The 25360-nt window shown below is 74.5% G+C and carries 27 protein-coding genes, 1 tRNA gene and 1 pseudogene; 14 read left to right on the forward strand and 15 right to left on the reverse strand.

From position 1 onward, the window contains the following. Positions 1-5: 5 nt before the first annotated feature. Positions 6-956 (reverse strand): threonine/serine dehydratase, encoded by a 951-nt coding sequence (locus ACIBPB_RS04365; protein ID WP_396838123.1) that lies wholly within the window; start codon positions 954-956, stop codon positions 6-8. A 127-nt stretch (positions 957-1083) separates the two neighbouring features. Between ACIBPB_RS04365 and ACIBPB_RS04370 the strand changes: the two genes are divergently transcribed. Next, the gene (locus ACIBPB_RS04370; RefSeq protein WP_396838124.1) at positions 1084-1245 is read left to right on the forward strand and encodes a hypothetical protein; all 162 of its coding nucleotides are present in this window, start codon (positions 1084-1086) and stop codon (positions 1243-1245) included. Between the two features lie 16 nt (positions 1246-1261). Here the strand turns inward: ACIBPB_RS04370 and ACIBPB_RS04375 are convergent, their stop codons facing one another. From ACIBPB_RS04375 to ACIBPB_RS04385, 3 genes are all read right to left on the reverse strand, one after another. Next, the gene (locus ACIBPB_RS04375) at positions 1262-3412 is read right to left on the reverse strand and encodes a bifunctional polysaccharide deacetylase/glycosyltransferase family 2 protein (protein WP_396838125.1); all 2151 of its coding nucleotides are present in this window, start codon (positions 3410-3412) and stop codon (positions 1262-1264) included. A gap of 2 nt (positions 3413-3414) precedes the next feature. Next, positions 3415-3828, reverse strand: coding sequence for a hypothetical protein (locus ACIBPB_RS04380; RefSeq protein WP_396838126.1), 414 nt, complete (start codon positions 3826-3828; stop codon positions 3415-3417). A gap of 141 nt (positions 3829-3969) precedes the next feature. Then, the gene (locus ACIBPB_RS04385) at positions 3970-4536 is read right to left on the reverse strand and encodes a TIGR03086 family metal-binding protein (protein ID WP_396838127.1); all 567 of its coding nucleotides are present in this window, start codon (positions 4534-4536) and stop codon (positions 3970-3972) included. A gap of 31 nt (positions 4537-4567) precedes the next feature. Here ACIBPB_RS04385 and ACIBPB_RS04390 point away from each other — a divergent pair, with 31 nt between their 5' ends. Continuing rightward, on the forward strand, positions 4568-5386 hold the full coding sequence (locus ACIBPB_RS04390) for a DUF6597 domain-containing transcriptional factor (RefSeq protein WP_396838128.1): 819 nt from the start codon (positions 4568-4570) through the stop codon (positions 5384-5386). Positions 5387-5449: 63 nt separating this feature from the next. Here ACIBPB_RS04390 and ACIBPB_RS04395 read toward each other — a convergent pair whose 3' ends face one another. Genes ACIBPB_RS04395 through ACIBPB_RS04420 form a run of 6 tightly spaced genes read right to left on the reverse strand, consistent with a single transcriptional unit; the run spans position 5450 to position 11045 of the window. After that, positions 5450-6988 (reverse strand): SpoIIE family protein phosphatase, encoded by a 1539-nt coding sequence (locus ACIBPB_RS04395; RefSeq protein ID WP_396838129.1) that lies wholly within the window; start codon positions 6986-6988, stop codon positions 5450-5452. Positions 6989-6990: 2 nt separating this feature from the next. Beyond that, positions 6991-8319, reverse strand: coding sequence for an ATP-binding protein (locus tag ACIBPB_RS04400; protein WP_396838186.1), 1329 nt, complete (start codon positions 8317-8319; stop codon positions 6991-6993). Between the two features lie 32 nt (positions 8320-8351). Continuing rightward, positions 8352-9365 carry a SpoIIE family protein phosphatase gene (locus ACIBPB_RS04405; RefSeq protein WP_396838187.1) on the reverse strand — a complete coding sequence of 338 codons (1014 nt, stop codon included), beginning with the start codon at positions 9363-9365 and terminating at the stop codon, positions 8352-8354. Then, positions 9362-9778, reverse strand: a complete 417-nt coding sequence (locus ACIBPB_RS04410) for an ATP-binding protein (protein ID WP_396838130.1) — start codon at positions 9776-9778, stop codon at positions 9362-9364. The genes ACIBPB_RS04405 and ACIBPB_RS04410 overlap by 4 nt, the downstream gene beginning before the upstream one ends. Further along, the gene (locus tag ACIBPB_RS04415) at positions 9775-10185 is read right to left on the reverse strand and encodes an STAS domain-containing protein (protein WP_396838131.1); all 411 of its coding nucleotides are present in this window, start codon (positions 10183-10185) and stop codon (positions 9775-9777) included. Before ACIBPB_RS04415 ends, ACIBPB_RS04410 begins: the two co-directional genes overlap by 4 nt. Further along, the gene (locus tag ACIBPB_RS04420; protein WP_396838132.1) at positions 10185-11045 is read right to left on the reverse strand and encodes an STAS domain-containing protein; all 861 of its coding nucleotides are present in this window, start codon (positions 11043-11045) and stop codon (positions 10185-10187) included. The genes ACIBPB_RS04415 and ACIBPB_RS04420 overlap by 1 nt, the downstream gene beginning before the upstream one ends. A 160-nt stretch (positions 11046-11205) precedes the next feature. Here ACIBPB_RS04420 and ACIBPB_RS04425 point away from each other — a divergent pair, with 160 nt between their 5' ends. Next, complete coding sequence (locus ACIBPB_RS04425) at positions 11206-11562, forward strand: STAS domain-containing protein (RefSeq protein ID WP_357308842.1); 357 nt, start codon at positions 11206-11208, stop codon at positions 11560-11562. Positions 11563-11572: 10 nt separating this feature from the next. Here the strand turns inward: ACIBPB_RS04425 and ACIBPB_RS04430 are convergent, their stop codons facing one another. After that, positions 11573-12862 carry an MFS transporter gene (locus ACIBPB_RS04430; protein WP_396838133.1) on the reverse strand — a complete coding sequence of 430 codons (1290 nt, stop codon included), beginning with the start codon at positions 12860-12862 and terminating at the stop codon, positions 11573-11575. 49 nt (positions 12863-12911) lie between these two features. On the opposite strand from ACIBPB_RS04430, the gene ACIBPB_RS04435 reads away from it, so the two are divergent. The 5 genes from ACIBPB_RS04435 (at position 12912) to ACIBPB_RS04455 (ending at position 15112) form a co-directional block, all read left to right on the forward strand. Then, the gene (locus ACIBPB_RS04435; RefSeq protein WP_357308837.1) at positions 12912-13595 is read left to right on the forward strand and encodes an FCD domain-containing protein; all 684 of its coding nucleotides are present in this window, start codon (positions 12912-12914) and stop codon (positions 13593-13595) included. Between the two features lie 39 nt (positions 13596-13634). Beyond that, positions 13635-14093, forward strand: a complete 459-nt coding sequence (mscL, locus tag ACIBPB_RS04440) for a large conductance mechanosensitive channel protein MscL (RefSeq protein WP_396838134.1) — start codon at positions 13635-13637, stop codon at positions 14091-14093. A 77-nt stretch (positions 14094-14170) separates the two neighbouring features. Beyond that, complete coding sequence (locus ACIBPB_RS04445) at positions 14171-14419, forward strand: hypothetical protein (RefSeq protein WP_357308831.1); 249 nt, start codon at positions 14171-14173, stop codon at positions 14417-14419. Positions 14420-14448: 29 nt separating this feature from the next. Continuing rightward, entirely contained in the window at positions 14449-14814 is a 366-nt protein-coding gene (locus ACIBPB_RS04450) for a hypothetical protein (RefSeq protein WP_396838135.1), read from the forward strand. A gap of 22 nt (positions 14815-14836) precedes the next feature. Then, positions 14837-15112: a hypothetical protein gene (locus ACIBPB_RS04455; RefSeq protein WP_396838136.1), complete on the forward strand. Its 276-nt coding sequence runs from the start codon at positions 14837-14839 to the stop codon at positions 15110-15112. Here the strand turns inward: ACIBPB_RS04455 and ACIBPB_RS04460 are convergent, their stop codons facing one another. After that, entirely contained in the window at positions 15113-16444 is a 1332-nt protein-coding gene (locus tag ACIBPB_RS04460) for a benzoate/H(+) symporter BenE family transporter (RefSeq protein WP_396838137.1), read from the reverse strand. A 59-nt stretch (positions 16445-16503) separates the two neighbouring features. Here ACIBPB_RS04460 and ACIBPB_RS04465 point away from each other — a divergent pair, with 59 nt between their 5' ends. The 5 genes from ACIBPB_RS04465 to ACIBPB_RS04485 all read left to right on the forward strand — a co-directional run bounded on the left by ACIBPB_RS04465 (position 16504) and on the right by ACIBPB_RS04485 (position 21383). Then, on the forward strand, positions 16504-17085 hold the full coding sequence (locus tag ACIBPB_RS04465; protein ID WP_396838138.1) for a helix-turn-helix domain-containing protein: 582 nt from the start codon (positions 16504-16506) through the stop codon (positions 17083-17085). A gap of 67 nt (positions 17086-17152) precedes the next feature. Continuing rightward, positions 17153-17872 (forward strand): PP2C family protein-serine/threonine phosphatase, encoded by a 720-nt coding sequence (locus ACIBPB_RS04470; RefSeq protein WP_396838139.1) that lies wholly within the window; start codon positions 17153-17155, stop codon positions 17870-17872. 106 nt (positions 17873-17978) lie between these two features. After that, positions 17979-19178: an enhanced intracellular survival protein Eis gene (gene eis / locus ACIBPB_RS04475; RefSeq protein WP_396838140.1), complete on the forward strand. Its 1200-nt coding sequence runs from the start codon at positions 17979-17981 to the stop codon at positions 19176-19178. Between the two features lie 39 nt (positions 19179-19217). Further along, positions 19218-19967: a ZIP family metal transporter gene (locus tag ACIBPB_RS04480; RefSeq protein ID WP_396838141.1), complete on the forward strand. Its 750-nt coding sequence runs from the start codon at positions 19218-19220 to the stop codon at positions 19965-19967. Positions 19968-20213: 246 nt separating this feature from the next. Then, a complete protein-coding gene (locus ACIBPB_RS04485; protein WP_396838188.1) occupies positions 20214-21383 on the forward strand; it encodes a hypothetical protein in 1170 nt (389 codons plus the stop codon). Between the two features lie 132 nt (positions 21384-21515). Here the strand turns inward: ACIBPB_RS04485 and ACIBPB_RS04490 are convergent, their stop codons facing one another. Further along, on the reverse strand, positions 21516-22598 hold the full coding sequence (locus ACIBPB_RS04490) for an NAD-dependent epimerase/dehydratase family protein (protein WP_357308798.1): 1083 nt from the start codon (positions 22596-22598) through the stop codon (positions 21516-21518). A 45-nt stretch (positions 22599-22643) separates the two neighbouring features. Then, positions 22644-22943, reverse strand: a complete 300-nt coding sequence (locus tag ACIBPB_RS04495) for a hypothetical protein (protein WP_046571378.1) — start codon at positions 22941-22943, stop codon at positions 22644-22646. 112 nt (positions 22944-23055) lie between these two features. Between ACIBPB_RS04495 and ACIBPB_RS04500 the strand changes: the two genes are divergently transcribed. Next, positions 23056-23127: transfer RNA gene (locus tag ACIBPB_RS04500), tRNA-Lys, on the forward strand. Between the two features lie 475 nt (positions 23128-23602). Here ACIBPB_RS04500 and ACIBPB_RS04505 read toward each other — a convergent pair. After that, a pseudogene (locus ACIBPB_RS04505) lies at positions 23603-24668 on the reverse strand (replication initiator); the annotation flags it as partial. Positions 24669-25360: the final 692 nt, after the last annotated feature.

Raw genomic sequence — 25360 nt, forward strand, 5'->3', positions numbered from 1 at the left:
CGCAGCTAACCGCCGGAGCCGAGCACCGCGGCCAGCACGGCCGGGTCGACGTTGCCGCCGGTGACCACGGCGACGGTCGGTCCCGGCGGCAACTCGTCCCGGTGGAACAGCCGCGCCGCCAGCGCCACGGCGCCGCTCGGCTCGGCCACCAGCCGGGCGTCCCGGACCAGCCGGCCGGTCGCGGCGCGGATCTCGTCCTCGGTCACCGTGACGATGCCGTCCAGCCGCTCCCGCAGGTGGGCGAGGGTCAGCTCGGACAGGTTGGTGCGCAGCCCGTCCGCGCAGGTCCGGTAGGTCCGCTCGACCTCCCAGACCACCAGCTCACCGGTGGACAGCGAGTCCCGGGCGTCGGCGGCGAGCAGCGGCTCCACCCCGACGACCGCGGCGGCCGGCCGCAGCGCCTTGATCGCGGTGGCCACCCCCGAGGAGAGCCCGCCGCCGCCCACCGGCACCAGCACCACCGCCACGTCGGGCAGGTCGGCGACGATCTCCAGCCCGATGGTGCCCTGCCCGGCGATGATCCACGGATGGTCGAAGGGCGGCACCAGCGCGGCACCGCTGCCGGCGGCGATCCGTTCCGCCTCGTCGACCCGGCGGGCCGGCGGGACCAGCCGCACGTCCGCGCCGAGCGCCCGGATCCGCGCCACCTTGACGCGCGGCGCGCCCTCCGGCACCACCACGGTGCACGGCACGCCGGCCCGCCGGGCCGCGTACGCCAGCGCCTGGCCGTGGTTGCCGGAGGAGTGCGTCACCACGCCCCGGGCCCGGGCGGCCGGGTCCAGCCGGGCCACCGCGTGCGCCGCCCCGCGCAGCTTGAACGACCCCACCGGTTGCAGGCTCTCCGGCTTGAGCCACAGCCCGTCGTCCCAGAGCGCCGGCAACAGCGGGGTACGCACCGCCGTGCCCGCGATGTCGGCGGCGGCGGCCCGGACGTCGGCGATCGAGACCAGCTCCATCGCCCCATCCTGCCTCGGCGCCCGGACCGCCGTCGCCCGGCGACCGGCCACGCCCGCGCTGGGGAACCGCGAGCCCGGTCCGCGCCGGCGGCACGCCCGCGCCGAGCCGGCACCTAGACTGCCCCCGATGACCGAGGACCAGCAGGACGTACGCCCGCCGGGCGCGGCCCGGCGCGGGCCGGCCTGGGTGATCGTCGCGGTGGTGGCGGCCGCCCTGCTGGTCTGCTGCTGCTCGGCCGTGATCGGCCTGGTCGTCTCCTGGTCCGCCGGGCTCCTCGGCGCCCGCTGACCCGGACCTCGACGGGTCAGTACGGGCGTCCGCCTCGACCAGCGGCGTTGACCGGGGCGTCGGCGCGCACCCCGGCGAGCGCGGCCGCCTCGCCGGTGCGGATCATCCGCTGCCAGCGCAGCCGGTTGCCGATCACCGCCGTCACCACCGACTGCACCACCACCAGATACATCACCTGGCGGTAGACGAGCTGCTGCAACGGCAGGGCCCAGAGCGGAGCGAACCGCTCCCGGTCCAGCCGCAGCGCGTACGCGGCGGTGCCGGCCTGGAGCAGGAGCAGCCCCAGCCAGGCCACCGCCAGCGTGGACCAGGGCAGGAAGAGCAGCCCGTAGAGGGCGAAGACGTCCACCGCCGGCGCGGTCAGCGGCAGCACGATCTGGAAGACGGTCAGGTACGGCAGGCCGCGCCGGCCCAGCTTCCCGCCGGCGCCCGGCTCGCGCAGGGCGTGCCGGTGCTTCCACATCGCCTGCAGCGTGCCGTAGCACCAGCGGTAGCGCTGCCGCCAGAGCTGACGCAGCGACGCCGGCACCTCGGTCCAGGCGATCGCGCGCTCCTCGTACGTCACCCGCCAGCCGGCCCGGAGCACCTTCATGGTCAGGTCGGTGTCCTCGGCCAGGGTGTCGGCCGGTACGCCCCCGACGGCGAGCAGCACCTCGCGGCGGAACGCGCCGATCGCGCCGGGGATGGTGGGCATGCACTCCAGCACGTCGTACATCCGGCGGTCGAGGTTGAAGCCGATCACGTACTCCAGGTGCTGCCAGCGCCCGAGCAGCCGGCGCCGGTTGGCCACCTTGGTGTTGCCGCTGATCGCCCCCACCGCCGGGTCGGCGAAGCCCTGGACCAGCCGGTACACGGTGTCCGGCTGGAAGACGGTGTCCCCGTCGACGAGCACCAGCAGGTTGGCGCGGGCGGCCCGGATGCCGGTGTTCAACGCGGCTGGCTTGCCCGCGTTGGCCTGCCGGATGACCCGTACCCCGCGCAGCCCCAGCCGCTCGACGATGTCGGCGGTGCCGTCGGTGGACCCGTCGTCGACCACGACCACCTCCAGCGCCGGGTACGCGCTGGCGACCAGGGACCGCACGGTGGCCGCGATGTTCGCCGCCTCGTTGTAGGCGGGCACGATCACCGAGACCGGCGCGGTGACCTCGGGGCCGCGGCGGGTCCGGCGGACCCGCCGGACGTGCCGCTGGGCGCAGACCACCTGGACGGCGAGCCGCGCGACGCCGAGCACGAGCGCCACCCCGAGCAGCACGTTCATCGTCGAGGCCAGCCCGCCGGCCCCGGCCTGCGCCCAGCGCAGCGCGGTCCCACTCAACCGGGACCCGGGGCCGGCCGGCACCGTCGACCCGGGCGCGCCGATCCCCTCCGACACGGTGGTGAACCGGTAGCCGGAGCGGGACAGCCGGGGCAGCAACTCGTCCAGGGCGGCCACGGTCTGGCTGCGGTCGCCGCCGCCGTCGTGCATGAGCACCACGGCGCCGCCGCCGCCGGGCGGGATGGCGGCCCGGACGATGGCCGGCGCGCCGGGGCGCTGCCAGTCCCGGGTGTCCCGGTCGGCGAGCACCCCGAGGTGGCCGGTGCCGGCGGCGGCCCGCAGCGCCTGGTACTGGGGCTGGCTGAGCGAGTTCGTGGTCGACGAGAACGGCAGCCGGAGCAGGGTCACCTCGCGCCCGGTCGCCGCGGCGACCGCGTTGCGGGTCCAGGACAGCTCGGTCCGGGCCCGCCAGGCCGGCAGGCCGCCGAGGTCCGCGTGGGTGAAGGTGTGTGAGCCGAGCTCGTGCCCCTCGGCGAGGATCCGGCGGACCAGTTCGGGGTGCTCGTCGACCCGGGCGCCGACCACGAAGAACGTCGCGTGGGCGTGGTGCCGGCGCAGCACGTCGAGGATCCGCGGGGTCCACCGCGGGTCCGGCCCGTCGTCGAAGGTCAGCGCCAGGGTCCGCGCGGGCAGCCGCCGGGCGACCGGTGTCGGCCCGTCCAGCCGGAGCACCGGGCCGCCGGTGGTGACCTGCGGGGGCGCCGGGGCGGCGGGCGCGGTGGACGGGCCGGAACCGCCGCCGACGTGGCTGACCAGGCCGTTGAAGCTGAGGGCGGCGAGCAGGACGATCAGGCCCAGCAGCAGGAGGATCCAGTGGGCCCGCGGGTCGCGCCGCGCGACGTGTCTCGCCATCGTCAGGGCTTGCCCGCTGTCCTGGTCGGCTTGGCGGTGTTCCGCCGTTCGTCGCCCCGGCCGTGGTTGCTGCTCGTCGGCCCCGGTGCGGTCGGCACGGTGGCCCGGGTGGCGGCCGGCTGGCTCGGGCCCGGTGAGGCGGACGTGGCACGCGCCGGTGCCGGCCGAGGGGTCGGGCCGGGCCGCGTGGCGGGGTCGTCGGGCGCGTCGACGCCGGCCTCGACGGGCGGTCGCACCTTCGTCTCCGACCAGCCGGGGATCGGCACCGTGGAGTCGAAGAAGAGCCCGGCCAGGATCAGTCCGAGGCTGGCGAGCAGGCCGAGGCCCAGCGCCGTGCCGGCGATCACGGTGAGCCGGCGGCGGCGCCCGGTCCGGTCGACGAACACCGGCGGCGCGCTGCCGGGCTGGTTCTGCATGGTGCCGCTCTCCCGCTGGTCCGCGTCACGCCGGCCGGGGCGGCCGGTCCGGGAGGTGGTGGCCTCCCGGACCCAACAGCGCCCGGGACGGGGAACGTGTCACGCCGGGCCGTGCCGGCGCCCCGACGGGGCCGGCGCGGGTCAGCGGTTCCAGGCGGGGTCGCGGCCGGTCCGGCCGAGCAGGCGGTCCAGGTCGGTGGCCTCCGGCGTGGTCGGCACCGGCTCGCCGAACGCGCCCATCCGCTGGCCGGTGTCGCCCATCGCGTCCATGAAGCCGTGCCCCGCGGCCAGCACGGCCGGGTCGACCGCGATCGACTGCCCGGTGGCCCGGGCCAGGTCCCAGCCGTGCACGGTGAGGTCGATCAACGCCATGTCGCCGACGGTCTCCTGCGGCAGCCCCATCCCGGGGGAGACGCCCTCCAGCGTGGCCGGATCCGACCACGCCTCGACGAGGCGTTCGGCCTCGACGGCGAAACGGTCCCGCCAGCCGTCGGTCAGGTGGTCGGTCTTGCCGGACCAGTCCACCTCGCCGCGCCGGGCCAGCACCTGGAAGTTGACCACCACGTCGAAGAGGTGGCCGAGCAGGTCCCGGACCGAATAGTCGGGGCACGGGGTGGGCAGGTCCAGTTGGTCGTCCGAGATGCCGCGGACCACCGCCACCGTCCGCGGCGCGGCGACGGCCAGCAGCTCGCTAGTCTTCGTGGTCATAGGACCAGCGTATGAGGGCGGTCTTGAAGAAATGCGACACGAACCGCGGCGGGACAGTCGGGGCATCCTCGACCCCGACCGGCTGCGGCGACGGGTCCACTTCCGCCGCCGGCTGCCGGCCCCGGCACTGCGCCCGTACGTCGAGCACTACTGGCTCGTCGACTGGGAGCTGACCACGCCGTTCGACCAGCGGCTGGTGCCGCACCCGGCGGTCAACCTGGTCTTCCAGGCCGGCGCCGAGGGCGTCGAGACCGGTGAGCTCGCCGGGGTGGACACCGGCCTGTTCACCATCACCCTGGGCGGGACCGGCCGGGTCACCGGGGTGCAGTTCCGCCCGGGCGGCTTCCGCCCCTTCTGGCGCCGGTCGGTCGCCGAGCTGACCGGGCGGCGCCGCCCGCTGGCCGGCGGCCCGGTGCCCGAACTGTGCGCCAGCACGCCGATCTGTGCGGGCACCGACGACCAGCGCTGCCGGCGGCTGGACGACCTGCTCACCGCCGCGCGGCCGGTGCCGGACCCGGTCGCCGCCGAGGCCACCGCGCTGGTCGAGGAGATCCGCCGCGACCGGAGCGTCCTGCGGGTGGCCGACTTCGCCCGCCGGCACGGGGTCTCCACCCGGCGGCTCCAACGGATCTTCCTCGACCACGTCGGGATCGGTCCGAAGTGGGTGATCCGGCGGTACCGCCTCCAGGAGGCGATCGAGCAGGCCGCCGCCGGCCCGCTGGACTGGGCGCGGGTCGCCGCCGACCTCGGGTACGCCGACCAGGCCCACCTGGTCCGCGAGTTCACCGCGGTGGCCGGCGTCTCCCCGGCCGCGTACGCCCGCTCGCTGGCCACGTCGCGCGGCGGGTGACCGGCCGGCGGCCACGTCGTGCCGCCGCCGAGCCGGCCTCAGCGCCGCGCGGTGACCAGCCGGTCAGCGGCGGCGGACCGCGACCACCGCGACGTCGTCGTGGATCTCCGTCGGGGCCAGCTCCACCAGCAGCCGCTCGCAGAACCGGTCCAGGTCGTCGTCGACCCGGGTGGCGACCACGGCCAGCGCGGCCAGCCCGTCGTCGATGGTGGCGTCCCGCCGCTCGATCAACCCGTCGGTGTAGAGCACCAGCGTGGACCCGGCCGGCAGGACGAACTCCAGGTCCGGTGGGCGGGGCGCGCGCACCCCGAGCAGCGGCGCGGTGTGCTGCACGAACTCCACCCGCCCGTCCCGGCTGATCAGGGCCGGCAGGTGCCCGGCGCTGGCCAGCCGGACCAGTCCGCTGCCCGGGTGCAGCAGCAGCAGGCAGAGGGTGGCCTGCTCGTTGGGGAGCAGGGTACGCATCAGCTCGTTGACCCGGTCCAGGATCACCCCCGGCTGGTGCCCCTCCACCGCGTACGCCCGCACCGCGTGCCGCAGCTCGGCCATTACGGTGGCGGCGTGCAGGGAGTGGCCCGCCACGTCACCGACCGCCATCAGCAGGTGCCCGTCCAGCATCACCAGCTCGTAGAAGTCGCCGCCCACCTCGGTCCGGGCGCTCGCCGGCTCGTAGCGGACGGCCAGGTCGAGGCCGGCGATCTCGGGCAGCCGTTGGGGCAGCAGGCTGCGTTGGAGGGTCACCGCGATCCGGTGCTCCTCGTCGAAGGAGCGCTGCGCCTCCACCGCCGAGGCGATGGCCTGGGCGAGCTGCACCAGCACGGGGGTGCGGACGGTCTGGGTGGCGGTCGGCACCACCACGTAGAGCGGGGCGCGGTCCTCGCGCAGCCGGGCGGCGCCCACGGTGACCGTGTCGCCGGTCGGCCAGTCGGCCAGCCCCCAGTTGCCCGGCTCGTCGACCCGGACCGTGGTCCCGATCGGCACCCCGGCGTCGTCCACCGTCCACGGCACCACCCGCGCCGGGGCGTCCGGTCCGGCGGCCACCCCGGCCAGGCAGTCCCCGTCGAAGGTCTCGGCGATCACCGCCGCGGGGCCCCGGAAGATCCGGGCGGCGCCGGCCGACGCGGCCTCCAGCAGCCGGACGAAGTTCGACGCGGCGTGCATCTCCACGGTGGCGTCGGCCAGCGCGGCCAGCCGCTCGGCGAGCTGCTCGGCGCGTTGCCGGGCCTGGTAGTAGCGGAGCACCGCGTGCGCGGTGGCGACCAGTTCCTCCGGCTCGATCGGCTCGGCCAGGTAGGCGTCCGCGCCCCGGGTCAGCCCCTGGGCCCGGTCCACCACGTCGACCGCGTGCGCCGACACGTGGATGACCGGGATCGCCGGATGAGCCTCCTTGATCTGCTCGCAGACCTCGAACCCGCTCACGTCGGGCAGCCGTACGTCGAGCACCACCAGGTCGATCCGGTCCTTCTCCACCCGGTCCAGCGCCTCGGCGCCGTTCTCCGCCTCGATGGTCGCGAAGCCGGCCCGGGTCAGCCAGCTCACCAGCAGGTACCGCTTGGGCCGACTGTCGTCGACCACCAGCACGGTCGCCGGCCCGCCGTCCACCGTCACGCTCCGCCCGCGGGAAGGACGACGGTGAAGACGCTGCCCCGGCCGGGTTCGCTGGTCAGCTCCAGCGTCCCGCCGAGCAGCGTGACCAGCCGTCGCGCGTACGGCAGGCCGAGCCCGGTGCCACCGACCCGGGTGGTCCCCGGCACCTGGTAGAACTCCTCGAAGATCCGTTCGTGCAGCTCCGGGGGAACGCCCACGCCGGTGTCGCTGACCGACAACGACCAGCGGTCGTCCTGCCGCTCGGCCCGCAGCCGCACCTCGCCCCGCTCGGTGAACTTCAAGCCGTTGTGCAGCAGGTTGCGCAGCACCTGGGCGAGCAGCACCTCGTCCGAGCGGACCGTGGCCGGGGCGGGCGGCTCCTCCACCACCAGCTCCACCTCGGGCCGGGTGGACAGCGCCCGCAGCGTGCCGCGGAGCTGGCCGAAGACGCCGCGCAGGTCCACCTCGGTCCAGTTCGGCTCGAGCCGGCCCGACTCGGCCTTGGCCAGGTCGAGCAGCTCGTTGACGAGGGACAGCAGATCGGCCGCGGAGGACCGGATCAGCCCCACCTGCCGGGCCTGCTCGGCGGTGAGCGGGTCGGACGCGGAGTCGGCGAGCAGCCGGGCCAGCCCGATGATCGCGGTGACCGGGGCGCGCAGCTCGTGGCTGACGTTGGCCAGGAACCGGCTCTTCGACTCGCTGGCCGCGCGGAGCTGCGCGGACTTCTCGTCCAGCTCGGCGTAGAGCGCCACGACGCCACGGTTGGTCTCCTCCAGCTCCTCGGTGAGCTGGTTGTAGAGCGCCATCACCCCGTGGTTGGTCTCCTGCAGCTCGGCGTTGAGCACCGCCAGCTCGTCGCGCTGGCTGCGCACCTCGTCGAGGGCATTGATGAGCTGGGCGTTCTGCGCCGTCAACTCGTCCAGGGCGGTGCCCGGAGCGTTGCTGGCCAGCTCGGCGCGGAGCTCGGCGAGGCGCTCCGGTGTCAGCGCCGGCGCGTGGGCCGGGAGACGTCGGGACATCCTCACGACCGTATCGTCCCCGTGACCGGTCACGCCCAGCATGTCCACCAGCCGGGCCACCGCGCCGGACCGTGGCTCGTACCGGCCGTCGGGCAACGGGCGGGTCGGGGCCAGGTCGACCCGGAGCAGCTGCCGGCCGGTGCGGGCGTCGAGGTCGACCGCGAAGGTGACGTCCGCGCCGGCGACGCTCTGCAACAGGTCTCGGGCCACCTCGCTGAGCGCGGTGGCCAGGCGTACCTGGTCCTGGTGCTCCAGCCCGACGGCGGCGGCCACCTCCCGGCCCCGCTGGCGGACCAGGAAGATGTCGTGTTCCACCCGCAGCGCCATCTGCAGCAGCGGGTCGGTGGCGGACGGCCGGGTCACGGCTCCGCCCGGGCGACCAGGACGCAGGCGTCGTCCCGACGGATGCCGGCGTCGCGGAGCAGGACGGCGGCGGTCAACAGCGGCGCGCGGCCGGCCAGGCCGGGGTAGTCGGCCAGGTCCCAGCGGTCCACCACGCCGTCGCTCTGCATCACCAGGGTGGCGTCGGGCGGGAACGGGTACTCGTACTCGCGCACCACGGGGCGCTGGTGCCCGGCGATGCCGGGCAACGAGACGAGACCCCGCCGCCGCTCGCCCGCCACCACGATCATGGCTGCGATGTTGCCGAGGCCGGCGTACCGGAGCAAGCCTGACGCGGGATCCGGTTCGGCGACGGCGAGCGCGGCGCCCCGGGTGTGCGACATGGAGCGGTGCAGCTGCTGCACCACGGCGGCCGGCGGACCGGCGGGCGCGGACCGGAAGGCGGCGACGGCGGCGCCGCTGGCGGCGGCGGCCAGCGGGCCGTGCCCCAGCCCGTCGCAGACCAGCACCTGGCGGCGGCCGTCGGCGACCCGCACCGCGTACCCGTCGCCGCTGACCTGCTCGCCGGTGATCGGCCGGGTCAGCGCGGCGACCCAGTCCGTGGCGGGGGTCGGTCCCGACCAGACCTGGACGGCCAGCGCCGTGCCCCGGCCGGGCAGCGAGTAGCCGTCGAACCAGCTCGCCTGCCGGGTGATGGCGCCTAGACCGATGCCGAGCGTGCCGGTGGTGGAGTGCCCGTCCCGGGCGGACTGGGCGAGGTCGGCCATGCCGGGGCCGGTGTCGACCGCCACCAGCTCGACGCCGGCCCGGCCGGCCCGGCGCACCGGCCGCAGCAGCAGGTTGCCCTCCTGGGCGTGCTTGACCAGGTTGCTGGTCAGCTCGGCGGTGATGATGGCCAGGTCGGCGACGCGCTGCTCGGGCAGCTCCACCTGCCGGCCGAGGCGTTCGGCGGCGCGCCGGGCCGCGCTGGCCGCGCTGCCGTTCTCCACCCGGAACCAGAGGCCGTGGTCGTCGACCACGTCGCCGGTCATCGGGACCACTTGGTGACCGTGATCCGGGTGCCCTCCCCGACCGCGGTCCAGATGTCGAAATCGTCCACCAGCCGGCGGGCCCCGCTGAGCCCGAGGCCCAGCCCGCCGCCGGTGGTGAAGCCGTCGGTGAACGCCTGGTCGAGGTCGGCGATGCCCGGCCCGTCGTCGGCGAAGACGATCCGCACCCCACGCCGGCGACCGTCCTCGACCGGGGTCACCTCGGCGGAGCCGCCCCCGCCGTAGATCAGCGTGTTGCGGGCCAGCTCGCTCGCGGCGGTGACCAGCTTGGTCTGGTCGACCAGGGAGAGCTTGGCGGCGACCGCCGTGGTACGCACCAGCTGCCGCACCCGGACCACGTCCTCGTCACTGCGGATCGCCTGGACGTCCGGCACCCCCAGGCCGACTCCGGTCATGACGTGGCCGTCGTCTCGGCGTCCTCGTCGCCGTCGAACGCGTCCCACTCGTCGGCACGGCTGGCCGCGACCAGTTCCATGCCCCGCTCGACGTTCAGCGCGGTCCGGATGCCGTTGAGCGACAATCCCAGCTCGACCAGGGTGATGGCCACGGCGGGACGCATCCCCACCACGACCGTCTCGGCGTCCAGCACCTTGGAGATGGACGCGATGGTGGAGAGCATCCGGCCGACGAACGAGTCGACGATGTCCAGCGCCGTGATGTCGATGATCACGCCGTGGCAGCCGGTGGCGACGATCCGCTCGGCCAGGTCCTCCTGGAGCTGGATCGCCGTCTGGTCGGACATGTCGACCTGGATCGAGACCAGCAGGATGTCACCGATCTTGAGGATCGGCACCCGCTCCATCAGGACTCCCGGCGCTGGCGACGGGCGGTGGTCTCGACCCCGGTCAGCCGCAGCACGTGGCGCAGCGCGTCGGCGAGGCTGGCCTTGGTCGCGATGTCCCCGAACTCGATGCCGAGGGCGACGATGGTCTGCGCGATCTGCGGCCGGATGCCGGAGATGATGCAGTCGGCGCCCATCAGCCGGGCGGCCACCACCGTCTTGAGGATGTGCTGGGCGACCTGGGTGTCCACCGCCGGCACGCCGGTGATGTCGATGATCGCGTACGGCGAGCCGGTGTCGACCAGGGTCTGCAGCAGCCGCTCCATCACCACCTGGGCGCGGGCCGAGTCGAGGGTGCCGACCAGCGGGACCGCGACCACGCCCTCCCACAGCTTCACCACCGGCGTGGAGAGCTCCAGCAGCTGCTCCGCCTGGTCGGCGATGAGACCCTCGCGGGTGCGGACGTAGCTCTCGAAGGTGAAGAGCCCCATCTGGTCGATCAGGGCGGAGAAGGCCACGAAGTCCCGGAGAGTTTCCTCGGCCCTGCTCTCCTCCATCAGCTCCAGCAGGGCGTCCTTGACCGCGAACACGCTGATCGCGGTCTCGCTGGCGCTGAAGCCCTGCCGGGCCCGGTTGGTGGACAGCTCGGCGAGCACGGCGCGCAGCTCGCCGCCGTGCTCGTCGGCCAGGTCGGTGAGGCCGTTCCGGCCGGCGTCGATCATGCTCCGGTGCAGCTCCCGCACCTGTCGGGCCAGCTCGGCCTGGCTGAGCCGGCCGCGCAGCGAGGCGGCGACGGTTTCCGTCCAGCGCTCGGTCAGCCGGTCGGTGTGCTCACTCAGCAGGCGGGCGAGCCGACCACTCTGTTCGGCGCTCATCGCCATCGTGACCTCCCTGAACGTTGAACGGGGCGGACTCTATCATCGGGACCTGCGGGACTACTTGCCGCGCGGCAAAGAATGATCGGCGCAACCTGGTCGGCTCCCGTTCTGCGTATCCCGCGCTTCGTGGGATACCGTTCCACCGAACACAGGAGGTCGACGAATGTCCCTGACGGTGCACACGGAACAGCGCGGCGACGTGGTCGTCGTGTCGGTCGCGGGCGAGCTGGACATGGCGACGGCACCGCAGTTGCAGGACCAGATCACGGATCTGCTGGACAAGGGCCGCAGCCGGCTCGTCTTCGACCTGGCGGACGTCTCGTTCTGCGACTCCACCGGGCTGTCGGTCTTCGTCCGCGCCAAGAACAGCTGCGACGAGGTCGGCGGCGTGGTCCGGCTGGCCGCCCCGCAGCGCGGGGTGCTGCGCATCCTTGAGGTCAGCGGGCTGGTCGAGGTGCTGCACACGTACCCGACGGTGGAGCAGGCGGTCGCGGGCGACCCGACCCCCGCCTCCTCCTGACCGTCGCCGCTCAGCGCTCGTCCTCGATGTGTCGGGGGCGGGCGATCACCAGGCCCGCCGTCGTCTGCACGGCGAGCGCCGCCAGCAGGAAGCCGAGCGGCGCGGTCCACCCGCCGGTCGCCTCGTAGAGGATGCCGACCAGCAGCGGGCCGAGCGCCGCGATCAGGTAGCCGGTGCTCTGCGCGAACGCGGAGAGCGCCACGGTGCCCTCGGCGGTCCGGGCGCGCAGCCCGATGGTGGTCAGGATCAGCGGGAACGCGCCCTGGCCGAGGGCGAGCAGCAGCACCCAGAACGGTGCCGGGCCGTGCGGGGCGAGGGCGAGGCCCAGGTAGGCGGCCGTGGAGAAGGCGGTCAGCCCGAGCACCAGCGGCCGCAGGGTGCGCAGCCGGCCGGCGACGGCCGGCATGGCCAGCGCCACCGGCACGCCGAGCGCGGTCACCCCGGCCAGCAGCAGCCCGGCGGTCTGCGCGGAGTAACCGGCGTCCCGGAAGAGCTGGGCCAGCCAGCCCATGATCGCGTAGCCGCTCAGCGACTGCGCGCCGAAGTAGATCGCCATGGCCCAGCCGAGCCGGGTCCGCCCGGGCCGGATCCGGGCCGGGGTGGCGACGGCCGCCACCGGGGTCGCCGCCCGCCGGGCCCGGCGGTCGCGCAGCGCCAGCGGCACCCACGGGAGTACGGCCAGGGCGGCCAGCCCGGCCCAGACACCGAGCCCGGCGCGCCAGGAGCCGAACGCGTGCGCCACCGGCACCGCCGAGGCGGCGGCCACCGTCGTGCCGACGGTCAGCGCCATCGTGTACGCCCCGGTGACCAGCCCGGTGCGGTGCGGGAAGTGCTGTTTGACCAGCATCGGCAGCAGGATGTTCGCCACCGCGATGCCGGACAGGGCGAGCGCGCTGGTGAGCACGAAGACCACGGTCGAGTCGGTGACCACCCGGAGCACCTGGCCGGCGGTGAGGGCCAGCATCGCCAGCACCAGCACCCGGGCGGCCGGCCAGCGGCGGACCAGCCACGGGGTGAGCGCGCCGAGCCCGGCGAAGGCGATGGTGGGCAGCGTGGTGACCAGGCCGGCGGTGGTGCCGGAGAGCCCCAGCCCGCCCCGGATCTCGTCGAGCAGGGCGCCGAGGCTGGTGACGGCGGTCCGCAGGTTGACCGCGACGAGCAGCATCCCGACCAGCACCAGCAGGCCGCCGCGGGCCGGCGTGGCCGGGGGCGCGGGGGCGGCGGCGGGGGCCGGGCCGGGTGTCACGTCGGTGGTCGGCGCGCCGGCGGGCGCCGCGGTGCGCGCGGTTGGCGGGGTCATGACCTCGAACCTACAATCATGGGATGAATTTCGGCAGGAGGTGTAACCGGTGACACCCGCCGTCGATTCCGTCGCCGTGCCGCCGCGTGGGCACCGGGTGCGGCAGACGATCGAGCAGCTCCGGGCCCGCATCCTCGGCGGCGAGTGGCCGGTGGGCGGGCGGATCCCGACCGAGCCGCAGCTCGTCGCGGCGCTCGGCGTGGGGCGCAACACGGTCCGCGAGGCGGTCCGGGCGCTGGTCCACGCCGGGGTGCTGGAGTGCCGGCAGGGCTCCGGGACGTACGTGGTCTCCACCGACGAGCTGGCCCCGGTGGTGGCCCGCCGGCTCACCGACGACCGGATGACCGAGGTCATCGAGGTCCGGCGCGCCTTCGAGGTGGAGGCGGCCCGGCTCGCCGCGCTGCGGCGTACCCCCGGGGACCTGGCCGCGCTCGACGGCGCGCTCGCCGCCCGGGAGGCCGCCTGGCGCTCCGGCCGGGTGGACGAGTTCGTCGAGGCCGACGCCGCGCTGCACAGCGCGGTGGTGGCCGCGGCGCACAACGCCATGCTCGCCGAGCTGTACGCCTCGGTCGGCGCGGCGCTGCGCAGCACGGTGGCCCAGGCGATGGGCGAGACCCTCCAGCCCGAGCGGTACGTCGACCACGGCCGCCTGGTGGCGGCGATCCGGGCGGGCGATCCGGCGCGGGCGGCGATCGAGGCCGGTGCTTTTCTCGAACCACCGTCCGGGGCATAGGTTGTCCGCGACGCAGAATCGGACAGCACGGGAGTGCGGATGCTCAAGGGCTTCAAAGACTTCATCATGCGCGGCAACGTCGTCGACCTGGCGGTCGGCATCGTCATCGGCGCGGCCTTCACCGGCCTGGTCTCGCAGTTCACCAAGTCGTTCCTGGAACCGCTGATCAAGCTCTTCGGCGGCAGGAGCGCGCTGACGGCCGGTCGGTGGAAGATCGGCAACGGCAACTACATGGACTGGGCCGCCTTCATCAACGCCGCGATCACCTTCCTGCTGACCGCGGCGGTGCTCTACTTCCTGGTCGTCTACCCGATGAACAAGCTCGCCGAGCGGCGCAAGCGGGGCGAGGAGCCGCCGCCGGCCGCCCCGAGCGAGGAGATCAAGCTGCTCACCGAGATCCGGGACGCGCTGCTCGCCGGCACCCACGGCACTCCGGTGCAGCGCGGCGCGCTCGACGACGTGCTCGGCCGGCGCCAGGAGCCGCCCGCCGCGCGCTGACCCATAGCCGATCGGCCCCTGTGGGAATCCCGCGGGGGCCGACGTGTGTCGAACACATGTTCGATAGAGTCCACGGCATGGAGCAGCGCAAACACTGGTGGAACGGGAAATGGGGGCGGCTGGCCCGGCGGGACGTCTTCCTCCGGGTCGACGGCGACCGCTGGCACGTCGAGCAGCGCGCCGGGGGCGCCGAGGGGGTCTCCCAATTCTACGAGTACGCCAGCGTGGACGAGGCGGAGGAGACGGTCCGGGCGCTGCTGGAGGGGCCGGACAGCTGGCGTGAGCTGTCCCCCCGCCCGCCGAGCGGCTGGACCCCACCCGTTTAGCGGCCGGGCGACCCGGGAACCGCGCCACCATGAGCCAGCAGCAGGACACCGTCGCCCAGGTCACCACCGGCATGCGGGTGGTCGACTCGACCGGCGTCGAGGTGGGCACCGTGGATCTCGTCCAGCGCGGCGACCCGAGCGCGGTCACCGTGCAGGCGCCCGCGCCGGTGGACCCGGGGAGCAGCCTGGACGAGCTGATCGAGTCGGCCGCCGCCGAGGAGCCGGACGTCCCCGCCGACCTGGCCGCCCGGCTGCTGCGCCGCGGCTACCTGAAGGTCTCCACCGGGCTGGTCCGCACCGGCGCGGTCTACGTGCTCGCCGACCGGATCGCCGCCGTCGGCGACGACGGGGTACGCCTCACCGTCCCGGTCGCCGACCTGCCCGAGGAGGAGTGATCCAGGCCGTACCGTGGGCGGCATGTGGATGGTGATCGGGGAGCAGGGCGGCACGCCGACCGAGGCGGCGGCGCGGGCCGCCCAGTTCGCGCACATGGCCGAGGTGACCCGCCAGTTCCCCGGCTTCGTCCGGGGCTGGTGGGGCGCCGACGGCGACGAGCCGGACCGCAGCCACGCGCTGGTCGTCCTCGACACGCTGGAGCACGCCCGGGCGTTGCGGCAGACGGTCGAGGAGAACGTCCCCGGCGTGCGGCTGCGGCTCATGGAGATCGGCGCCGAGGTCGAGGGCAGCGCCTGATCAGCCGACCCGGGCCGCGGCGCCCGGAGCCGGCTGCCCGGCCGGCCCGGCGACGGCAGCGGCCGGCTCCCCAACGGCGATCGGACCCGACCGCTCGGCTGGTCCGGCGGCCGCGTCCGACTCCTCGGGCGGCCCGGCCGCGGGTCCGGTGCGCTCCGGATCGGGCTGACCGGCCGGCCCGGCCGCCGGGCGGCGGCGGAAGAGCAGCAGCATCAGCCAGCCGGCGACGAGGCCCCAGAACGCCCCGCCCACGCCGAGCAGGCTCACCCCGGAGGCGGTGACCACGAAGGTGACCACCGCGGCCTCGCGGCCCGCCGGCTCGGCGACGGCCGTCGAGACGGCCCCGGCCAGCGCGCCGAGCAGGGCGAGCCCGGCCACCGCCTCGACCAGGATCGGCGGGGAGAGCAGCACCAGCGCGGTCGCCAGGCCGGCGCCGAGACCGAGCAGCGCCATGCCGATCCCGGCGGTGACCGAGGCGATCCAGCGCCGGTCCGGGTCGGGGTGGGCGTCCGGGCCGGCGGCCAGGGCGGCGGTGATGGCGGCGAGGTTCAGCGCGTGCCCCCCGGCCGGCGCGCCGAGCATGCTGGCCAGCCCGGTGACCCGCAGCGCCGAGCCGAGCGGGGCTCGGTAGCCGTAGCCGGCGAGGACCGCGGTGCCGGGCACGTTCTGCGCGGCCATGGTGACCAGGAAGAGCGGCAGCGCCAGGCCGACCACCGCGGGCAGCGTCCAGGCCGGCGCGGTCAGCGCGACGGCCGGCGCGAGGTGGGCGTGGACCGGGCCGGGCGCGGTCAGCGCGATGGCCGCCACCGCCACGGCCAGCGCGCCGGGTACGGCCCACCGGCGGGCGAACCGGTGCAGCAGGAGCCAGGCCAGCACCACCGGCCCGGCCAGCCGGGGCACCTCGACCAGTGCCCGCACCGGCGCGGTGCAGAGCGGCAGCAGCACCCCGGCGAGCATGGCGCTGGCGACCGGGGCCGGGATCGCGGCGACCGCCCGACCGAGCGCCGGCACCAGTCCGGCCGCGACGATCAGCGCCCCGGCGAGCAGGAACGCGCCGACCGCCGCCGGCCACCCGCCGGGCACCGGACCGGTGGCCACGAGCAGCGCGGCGCCCGGGGTGGACCAGGCGATGGCGAGCGGCATCCGGTGCCGCAGCCCGAGCCAGACCGCGCAGCATCCGGTGCCGACGCAGAGCGCCAGCAGGCCGGAGGCCGCCTGCGCCTGGTCGGCGCCGACCGCCCGGAGCCCGGCCAGCACGACGGTGAACGAGCTGGCGAAGCCGACCAGCGCGGTGACCACACCGGCCAGTACGGGTTGCAGCCGACCGGCCATGTCCCGACCTCCTCCATCGTTCCGTTTACGGAACGGCACGGTGTAGGACGATAGCCGGCATGGCAACTGCTCCACCAGCCGGTGGCCACGGTGCGGACGAGGTCGGCCGACGCATCCGCATCCTGCGCGAGGAACGCGGCCTCTCCCTCTCCACGCTGGCCCGGCTGGCCGGCGTCGGCAAGGCCACCCTCTCCGGGCTGGAGAACGGCACCCGCAACCCGACCCTGGAGACGCTCTACGCGGTCACCGCGCAGCTCGGCGTGCCGCTGACCGCCGTCCTGTCCGGGCCGGCCGAGACGCCGACCGTGCGCGGCGCGGCGGTGGGCGCCACCCTGCTGGAGGTCTTCACCGACGCCGACGCCACCTACGAGCTGTACCGGATGCGGGTGAGCCCCGGCCCGCCGCAGCTCTCCCCCGCCCACCAGGCCGGCGTCACCGAACACGTGATCGTCTTCTCCGGCGTGCTGCGCGCCGGGCCGGTGGACCACCCCGGGACCGCCGGCCCCGGCGACTACCTGCGCTGGACCTCCGACGTGCCGCACAGTTACGCGGCGGTCGGCGACGAGCCGGTCCGGGCCAGCCTGCTGCTGCGCTACCCCACCGACGACCAGGGTGGACGGTCGGCGGCCCGCCCGGAGTGAATCTTTCCCGGCCGCCATACCCGGTGTGTAGAGACGAGAATGGGGTCTTCTTGGCAAGCTTGACCCCATGACGCTGATCCTCCGCTCGGCCATCCTCAACGACGTCGGCCTCGTCCGGACCAACAACGAGGACTCCGCCCTCGCCGGTGACCGCCTGGTGGCGGTGGCCGACGGCATGGGCGGCCTCCCGGCCGGCGAGGTGGCCAGCGAGATCGTCATCCGGATCCTGGACGAGCTGACCCCGCCCACCGGGCCGGACGAGGCGGCCGACGCGCTGCGCGCCGTGGTGAGCACCGCCAACCAGCGCATCCGGGCCGCGATCAGCGTCGACCCGGCCCGCGACGGCATGGGTACCACGCTCACCGCCGGCCTGCTCGCCGGCGACACCCTGGTCCTGGCCCAGGTCGGCGACTCCCGCGGCTACCTGCTGCGCGACGGCGAGCTGACCCAGCTCACCCGGGACGACACCTTCGTGCAGGCGCTGGTCGACCAGGGCGCGCTCTCCCCCGACCAGGCCCGGCACCACCCGCAGCGCTCGCTGGTCACCCGGGCCGTGCAGGGCTCGGACGCGCCGCCGGCCATCGGGATGCTCACCGTCTTCGCCGGGGACCGGGTGCTGCTGTGCAGCGACGGGCTCTCCGACTACGTGGACGACCTGGCCATCGCCTCCGCGCTGAGCACGTACCCGGACCGGCAGCAGTGCGGTGAGCAGCTGGTGAAGCTCGCCCACCAGGCCGGCGCCCCGGACAACGTCACCGTCGTGGTCTCCGACGTCGCCGCGGCCTGACCGCGACCGCCGCGCGGCTGCGCCGCCGCCGGCCCGTCCGGCACCTGCCGGTGACCTGACCCGGATTCGGGTTGCGGGCACCGGCGGGTCGGGTTGGGATGAACGGATGCGTATTCGCCGCCTGGCCGCCGAGGAACGCCTGACCACCAGCTTTCCGCTCCAGGCGTACGCGTTCGAGGCGTCGCCGATGGCCGCCTCCCGCACCGAGGAGTTCCGCGAGTACCTGCCGTACAACGCGGGCAACCGGACGCTGGTGGTCGAGGATGACGGGCTCACCACGGCCGCCGTGTCGGCCATCCCGATGCGGCAGAACCTGCGCGGCCGGGTGCTGCCGATGGCCGGCGTGGCCGGGGTGACCACCCATCCGCTGGCCCGGCGGCGCGGTCACGTCCGGACCCTGCTCGAGCGACTCCTCGACGAGCTGCGCGAGGAGGGGCACGCGTTGAGCGCGCTCTACCCGTTCCGGGCCTCGTTCTACGAGCGCTTCGGCTACGTCGGGCTGCCGCGCCGGCGGACCGCGGTGTTCTCCCCGGCGGACCTGGCCCCGCTGCTCCGCGCCGAACTGCCCGGCGACGTGAGCTGGGAGCGGATCGGCGCGGGCTGGGCGACCTGGCGCGGCTACACCGAGCGCCAGCTGCGGGAACGGCACGGCTTCGCGATCTTCCCGGAGTTCCGGGCGGTGTCGCTGCGCGACCGGGACGACCGGTGGCTGCTCACCGCCGTCCGGGACGGCGTGCCGGTCGGCGCGGTGACCTACCGGATCGACGACCACGGCGGCGAGCTGATCGCCGACGACCTGCTCGCCGACGACCCGTACGCCCGGGCGTCGCTGCTCCGGTTCTTCGCCCACCACGTCGACCAGGTGGACCGGATCCGGGTCGAGCTGCCCGCCGACGAGTTGCCCGAGCTGTGGCTGACCGACCTGGCGGTGCACGTCGAGGCGCGGGTGTCCCGGCCGGGTTCGCCGGCGCCGATGGCCCGGCTGCTCAGCCTGGACGCGCTCGCCGGCCTGCCGGCCGGCACCGGCCGGGTCCGCGTCGAACTGGTCGGCGACCGGTGGCTGGCCGGGGCGCACCTGCTCGACGGCGCCACCGGGCGGCTGGAACTGCTGCCCGGGGAGAGCGCCGCGGCGGGCAGCGTGCCGACCGCCACGTTGACCGCCGCCGGGCTCTCCGCCCTGGCGTACGGGGTGCTCGACCCGGTCGAGGTGGCGATCCGAGGGCTCGGCGAGGTGCCGCCGGACGCGGCCGGGGAACTGCGCCGGATCTTCCCGCGCGCGCTGCCGTACCTGTTCGCCGATTTCTGAGCGGTTTTCCCGTTCCGGGCGCGGGGTAGGGTCCTGCGGGTGCCGGAGTGGTTGGAAGCGGGACTGTGGGGGTTGCTGGCCGGCTCCGCCCTGGTGATCGGGGCGGTGGTGGGCTACGTCGCCCGGGTGCCCCGCCGGGTGATCGCGTCCGTGATGGCGTTCGGCGCGGGCGTGCTGCTCTCCGCCGTGTCGTTCGAGCTGATCGCGGAGGCGCACGCGCAGGGCGGACTGCTGCCGGTGGCGTTGGGCGCGGCGATCGGGGCGCTCACGTACACCGGGGCGAACATCCTGCTGGCCCGGCGCGGCGCCCGGCACCGCAAGCGCTCCGGCGACGAGCAGCCCTCCGAACAGGAACAGCCCGGCTCGGGTAACGCCATCGCGGTCGGCGCGCTGCTGGACGGCGTACCGGAATCGGTGGTGATCGGCGCGAGCCTGCTGGCCGGCGGCCCGGTCAGCCTGGTCACCGTGCTGGCCGTCTTCCTCAGCAACGTGCCGGAGGGCCTGTCCAGTGCCGCCGGCATGCGCCAGGCCGGCCGCAGCCGGCGCTGGGTGCTCCTGCTCTGGTCGGCGATCGCGCTGGTCAGCGGCGCGGCCGCGCTGGCCGGGTACACGCTGCTCGGCGGCGCCCCGCCCGAGGTGCTGGCCACCATCACGGCGCTGGCGGCCGGCGCCATCCTCGCCATGATCACCGACACCATGGTGCCGGAGGCGTTCGAGGACGCGCACCTGCTGGTCGGCCTGATCACCGTGCTCGGCTTCCTGATCGCGTTCGCCCTCTCGCACGCCTGACCCGCCCGCGGGCCCGACCCGGTCGCCGCGGTCCCGGCCTCGTCGCTGCCGGCCGGGCCTCGTCACCGCGGACCCCGGCCTCGTCGCCGCGGACCGGTCTCGTCATCGCGGTCCCGGCCTCGTCGCCGGCCCTGACCGTCGTGGGTGGGTCCTTGCCGGGTGGCGGCGGGCGGCTTAGCGGCGGGTTAAGGATCCGGTGTCGGGTCGTGCGCCGGCCGGTCGCGCTCCTAGCATCGGGCGGTGCGCGTGAAGTCCGCTCTCCTCCTGCTCGTCCTCGTCGTCGGCACCGCGGGGCTGCCCGCCTGCGCCGCTGGCGACCCGGCCGGTCCGCCCGCCGCCCCGGCCGCGGCGACCGGCACCGTCTCCGCTCCGGCGGCCACCCCGACGGCCGGTCCGAGCGCCCGCGCCGGACTGGGCGTCGTGACGCCGGGCGCCACCCCGTCGGCCGCCGCGTTCCGTGCCGGCAACCCGGCCGGCCGCGCCGCCGTGCCGGCCGAGGCCCGAGCGGTGGACACCTCGCACCCGACCCGCAGGATCGGCACCGGCACCGCCGCGAGTTGCACCTCGGAGGCGGTGGTGAAGGCCGTGGCGGCCGGCGGCATCATCACCTTCAACTGCGGCCCGGCCCCGGTGACGATCACCATGAAGGCGACCGCGAAGGTGGTCAACTCGCACGGGCCGCGGATCGTGCTGGACGGCGGCGGCAAGGTCACCCTGAGCGGTGGCGGGAAGCGGCGCATCCTCTACCTGAACACCTGCGACCAGGCCCAGGGGTGGACCACCTCGCACTGTCAGAACCAGGATCACCCGCAGCTCACCGTGCAGAACCTGACCTTCACCGGCGGCGACTCCACCGGCGACCGGACCGAGGGCGGCGGGGGCGGCGCGATCTTCGTCCGGGGCGGCCGGTTCAAGGTGGTCAACTCGCGCTTCATCGGCAACCGCTGCGACCGGACCGGCCCGGACCTGGGCGGCGCGGCGCTGCGCGTGCTCAGCCAGTACGAGAACCGGCCGGTGTACGTGGTGAACAGCACCTTCACCGGCGGCAACTGCGCCAACGGCGGGGCGTTGAGCAGCATCGGCGTCTCCTGGACGGTGCTGAACAGCGTCTTCCGGGACAACCGGGCGGTCGGCACCGGAGCCAACCCGGCCCGGTCCGGCACCCCCGGCGGGGGCAGCGGCGGCGCGATCTACTGCGACGGCAACGAGTTCACCGTGCGGATCGCCGGCACGATCATCGAGGGGAACCGGGCCGCCGAGGGCGGCGGGGCGATCTTCTTCGTCAGCAACAACCGCACCGGCACCCTGCGCATCGAGCACTCGACCCTGCGCCGCAACCCCAGCGCCGGCTTCGAGACGCGCGGCTACCCCGGCATCTTCTTCCTGGGCGCCCGCCCGCCCACCGTCCTCCCCTAACCCCTCTCGCCCTGTCGACCAGGAAGGTCGCCGCCCCTCCCCCCTCGCCCTGTCGGTCAAGGAGTTCGCGTCGGCGGGAGTGCCCGTATCGACGCAAACTCCTTGATCAACGCGGCGGCAGGGGGCCAGGGGTCAGTAGGGGTTGGGGTGGCCGGGGAGGCGGGCCTTGAGCAGGGCGGCGGGGCGGCCGGGCAGGCCCGGGTCGGCCGACAGCGGCGGTGAGGCGGTGCCGGCCCGGTGCGCCATGCCGGCGAAGAGGTCACGGAGCGCGGTCACCGCGTCCACCCTGGGCGTCCAGCCGAGCTCCCGCTCGGCGCGCTCGCTGGACAGCAGCGGGACGTTCAACGCCAGGTCCACCCAACCCGCGTCGACCGGTTGCAGGCGCGCCCACCAGGTCAGGCTCGCCGCCGCGCGGAGCACCGGCGCCGCCACCGGCACCGTCCAGCCGTGGAAGTGCCGGGCCACCAGCTCCGGGGTCAGCACCGGGTCCGCGGCGACATTGAAGGCGCCGCGCGCCTCACCCAACACCGCCCGGGCGTACGCGTCGGCCACGTCGTCGGCGTGCACCGCCTGCATCCGCAGCCGGCGGTTGGCGGGCACCAGCGGGATCCGGCCGTACCGGAGCAGCTGGACCGGCAGCAACGGGCCGATGAAGTAGCGGCTGATCTCGGTGCCGGCGTCACGCTGGAAGATCAGCCCCGGCCGCAGCCGGACCACCCGCAACCCCGGCTGCTCCCGCTCGACCGCGTCCAGCAGCCGCTCCACCTCCGCCTTGTCCCGGCTGTACGACGACCCCGCCACCCCGGTGACCGGCCAGTTCTCGCTCACCGGGTGGTCCTTCGGACCGGGCGCGTACGCCCCCACCGACGAGGCGTGCACCAGGGCGGGCACGCCGGCCCGGACGACCGCGTCGATCACCGCGCGGCTGCCCTCGACGTTGGTCCGGTACAGCGTCCGCCGGTCATGGCTCGGCTGGATCTGCCAGGCCAGGTGCACCACCGCCTGAGCACCGGCGACGATCGTGGCCAGCCGGTCGGCCGCCCCGGGCGCCCCCACGTCGCAGGCGTGCCACTGCACCCCGTCGTACGGCTCACCGGCCCCCGGACCGGGCAGCCGCCGGGCCACGCCCACGAGTTCCGACCCGGACTCCTGCCGCAACCGGCGCAGCAGGGCGGTGCCCACGTTGCCGGTGGCGCCCACGATGACGACGCGCATGCCCGCTGCCGTACCCGCTGCTGCGGGCACCAACCCCCGGACCGGTCAGGGCCGCGGATTCGTCCGGGTCCAGCCCCGCTCCCCCTGGCGGCGGCCCTGCACGGCGGCCAGGCAGCGCGGGCAAACCCAGCCCTCCGGGTCAGCCTCGGTGAGCACGTCGGTGGCCGAGTAGTCGAACGGCACGTGCGGGAACCGGCGCAGCCGGGTACGGCTCAACGGCAACCCGCAGACCGTCTGGTTCTGCCCCGACAGCCACGCGTGCACCTCGCCACCGGGCCGGCGTACCCCGTCGGCCCCCGGCACCTCCCTCGACGCGGCCACCGCGGGAGTACTGCTCAACCTCATGCCCACCCCCGTTCCCCGGCCCAGCCGTCCCATACCGGCGGGGCTGTCGGAAGATCGACTGCGGGGGAAGCCGGAAGGTCGGTGTGAGCGGGTTCCGGTAACCTGGGCGGGCGGGCCGCTAGCTCAATGGCAGAGCTGTGGACTTTTAATCCATAGGTTCAGGGTTCGAGTCCCTGGCGGCCCACTCCTCTGCAGGTCAGCGGTCCCGTCCGGGGCCGCTGTTGCCATGATCGAGGCCGGTACAGCAGCGAAGTACAGCAGTGGACCAACCGCCAGCCTGACTTCCGTGTCGGGATGGTCTCCGAAGCGGCGGCGGACCGAACAGCTGGAGGGCGGACGATGACGGACGGACCGCTCGTGCGCAATTCGCGGCTGCTCGGCCTGTTCGTCGAGATCGTTCAAGGGCCCGAAGGGACCCTGCGGGCAGTCGAGACCGCCGGCCGTGGCATCACGGCAGAAGCACGCTGCACACTGACCGTCGTCGCAGACAAGATGACCACCAGCTCCGGCAGCCCGGCCGAGGCACGTCAGAGAAGCCTCGCCTGCGCCGACCGACTCATCGAACTGGGTGCCGTCGAAGATGACCTGAGCGATTTGTGGTCCCGCCACCGGGGAGGCGAGCTTGACGAGGCCGCGTTTGAGGCAAGCCTCCTGCGAATAGTCATGCGCCTGGAAGCGTGGCCGCAATCCTGGCCGCGCATGCCCGACTGAGCGGCGGCTTCCGTGGCCTTGGTGGCGTACTTCGCCAGGTAGGCGGCTACCTTCCCATCGGTCAACTCGTCGTCAGCGGCGTTGATCCGCCGGACATCGACCTGCTCACCCCAGGCGACCAACCAGCCCTGCGGCCGGTCCGGGTGCGCAGGCGTAGTGACCGTGATCCGCGAAGCGCCGGTGTGGACCGCCTCCTCCAGGTCGTCGACGGTGATGCCGTCTGGCGGCGGCGCAAGCGCGTCCAGGTCGTCGGCGTCGACGCCGTCGAGGCGCAGCAGCGTGTGAAAGTGCACCGCTGCCCGGCGCTGCATCTCGGCGACCTTGCCGTGAGACACCCGCACAGGCGGCACCCAGCGGACCTTGCCCGATGCCGACACGACCCGGACGAAGGGGATGCCGCGCTTGCGGCAGAGGGCGGCGAGGTGACGTTCGATGGCTTGCTTGGTGCGCCTCCACAGCTCGCCGGAGAAGTAGTTCCAGACGACCTGGTGGGCGTGGTCGTAGCAGTCCAGGCACGAGCCGCGGATCATCGCTGTCGTGGCGGGCGAAGCACGCCGCGGGCTGCCCGTGCGGGCAGGTGCCGGCGGTGCTGCGGGCGCGGCAGGGTGCCGGTCGGCAGTCGCAGCGCTGCCGGTTGCGGCAGGTGTGCCGGGGGACGTGCCGGTGGTGGACGGGGCCGAAGGAGGGGGCGGTGAAGGTGGCAAAGACGACCAGGTGGCGGCCGACCGAGGCAGGGACGCCCTTGCCGCCGGTCAGGCCGCAGCGTGTGAGCTGGTAGGCGTCGCCCCGATAGACCCAGGCGCAGTCCGAGCACACCGATTCGCGGCGGTTGCCGCACGCCTTGTAGAGCGTGCCGTCGGGCAGCTCGTCGGTGTGCAACTGGCCGGTTATGCGGCCGGTGTTCCGGTCGACGGCGGCGATGGTGCCGGTTAGGCGGATCGGACGGCTACAGCCGCCGGCGGGGCGGGTGTGCTCCATCCAACCGGAGAACTCCGGCGATGCGGCCCGGTGCAGGACCTGGGCGTCACGGCCGACGACGAGACCGGGCCGATAGAGGGTAAGCGGAGTGGTGGACACGACTGTCTCCTCATCAGGGGGTGGCAGGGACGGGAGACGAAGCACCACCAGCCATGGACGTCTGTCCGCTGGTGGTGTTCGTCGTGTCTCCTGGCACCGCCGAGAGGGCGGCTGACGCCGGAGGGCGGAGTCGTGGTCGTGCCACTGCCCGCCGATGGGTCATGTCCTTTCACGCTTCTGGACTTGGCAATTGAGGCCGGCACGGGTGGGGAGCCTGGATGTCGGCATTCGGTGGGTTGCCGCAGACTGCCCCCACCCGTGGAGATGCGCGAATCCGGGCCAACGTAGACGGCAGGAAGACCGCGCTGGGCCGTTCAGCGGATTCGGGAGGCCGGCGCAGCGGCCGGTGCGATCGAGAGCCGGCGTGGCCCGCATCAGCGGCAGGAAGGCCGCTCGGCATCTCCGACGTCGAGTCCAGCGATCCGGCAGGAAGGCCGCGCTAGCGTGCTCGACGAGCGCCAGAGTAGCACCGGGTACCGACACGTCAACCCGTCGTGACTCCTGCGGCCGGGGTGGGACGGCCGACTGCCGGCCTGTGCAACCGACGGTGATCGTTTACGCCTGGGTCGTGGTTTTCTGCTTGAGGCGTTCGTAGGGGGTTTGGCCGCCGAGGCCGCCGTGCGGTCGAT

It is taken from the genome of Micromonospora sp. NPDC049836 (genome assembly GCF_044465125.1).
GTDB lineage: Bacteria > Actinomycetota > Actinomycetes > Mycobacteriales > Micromonosporaceae > Micromonospora.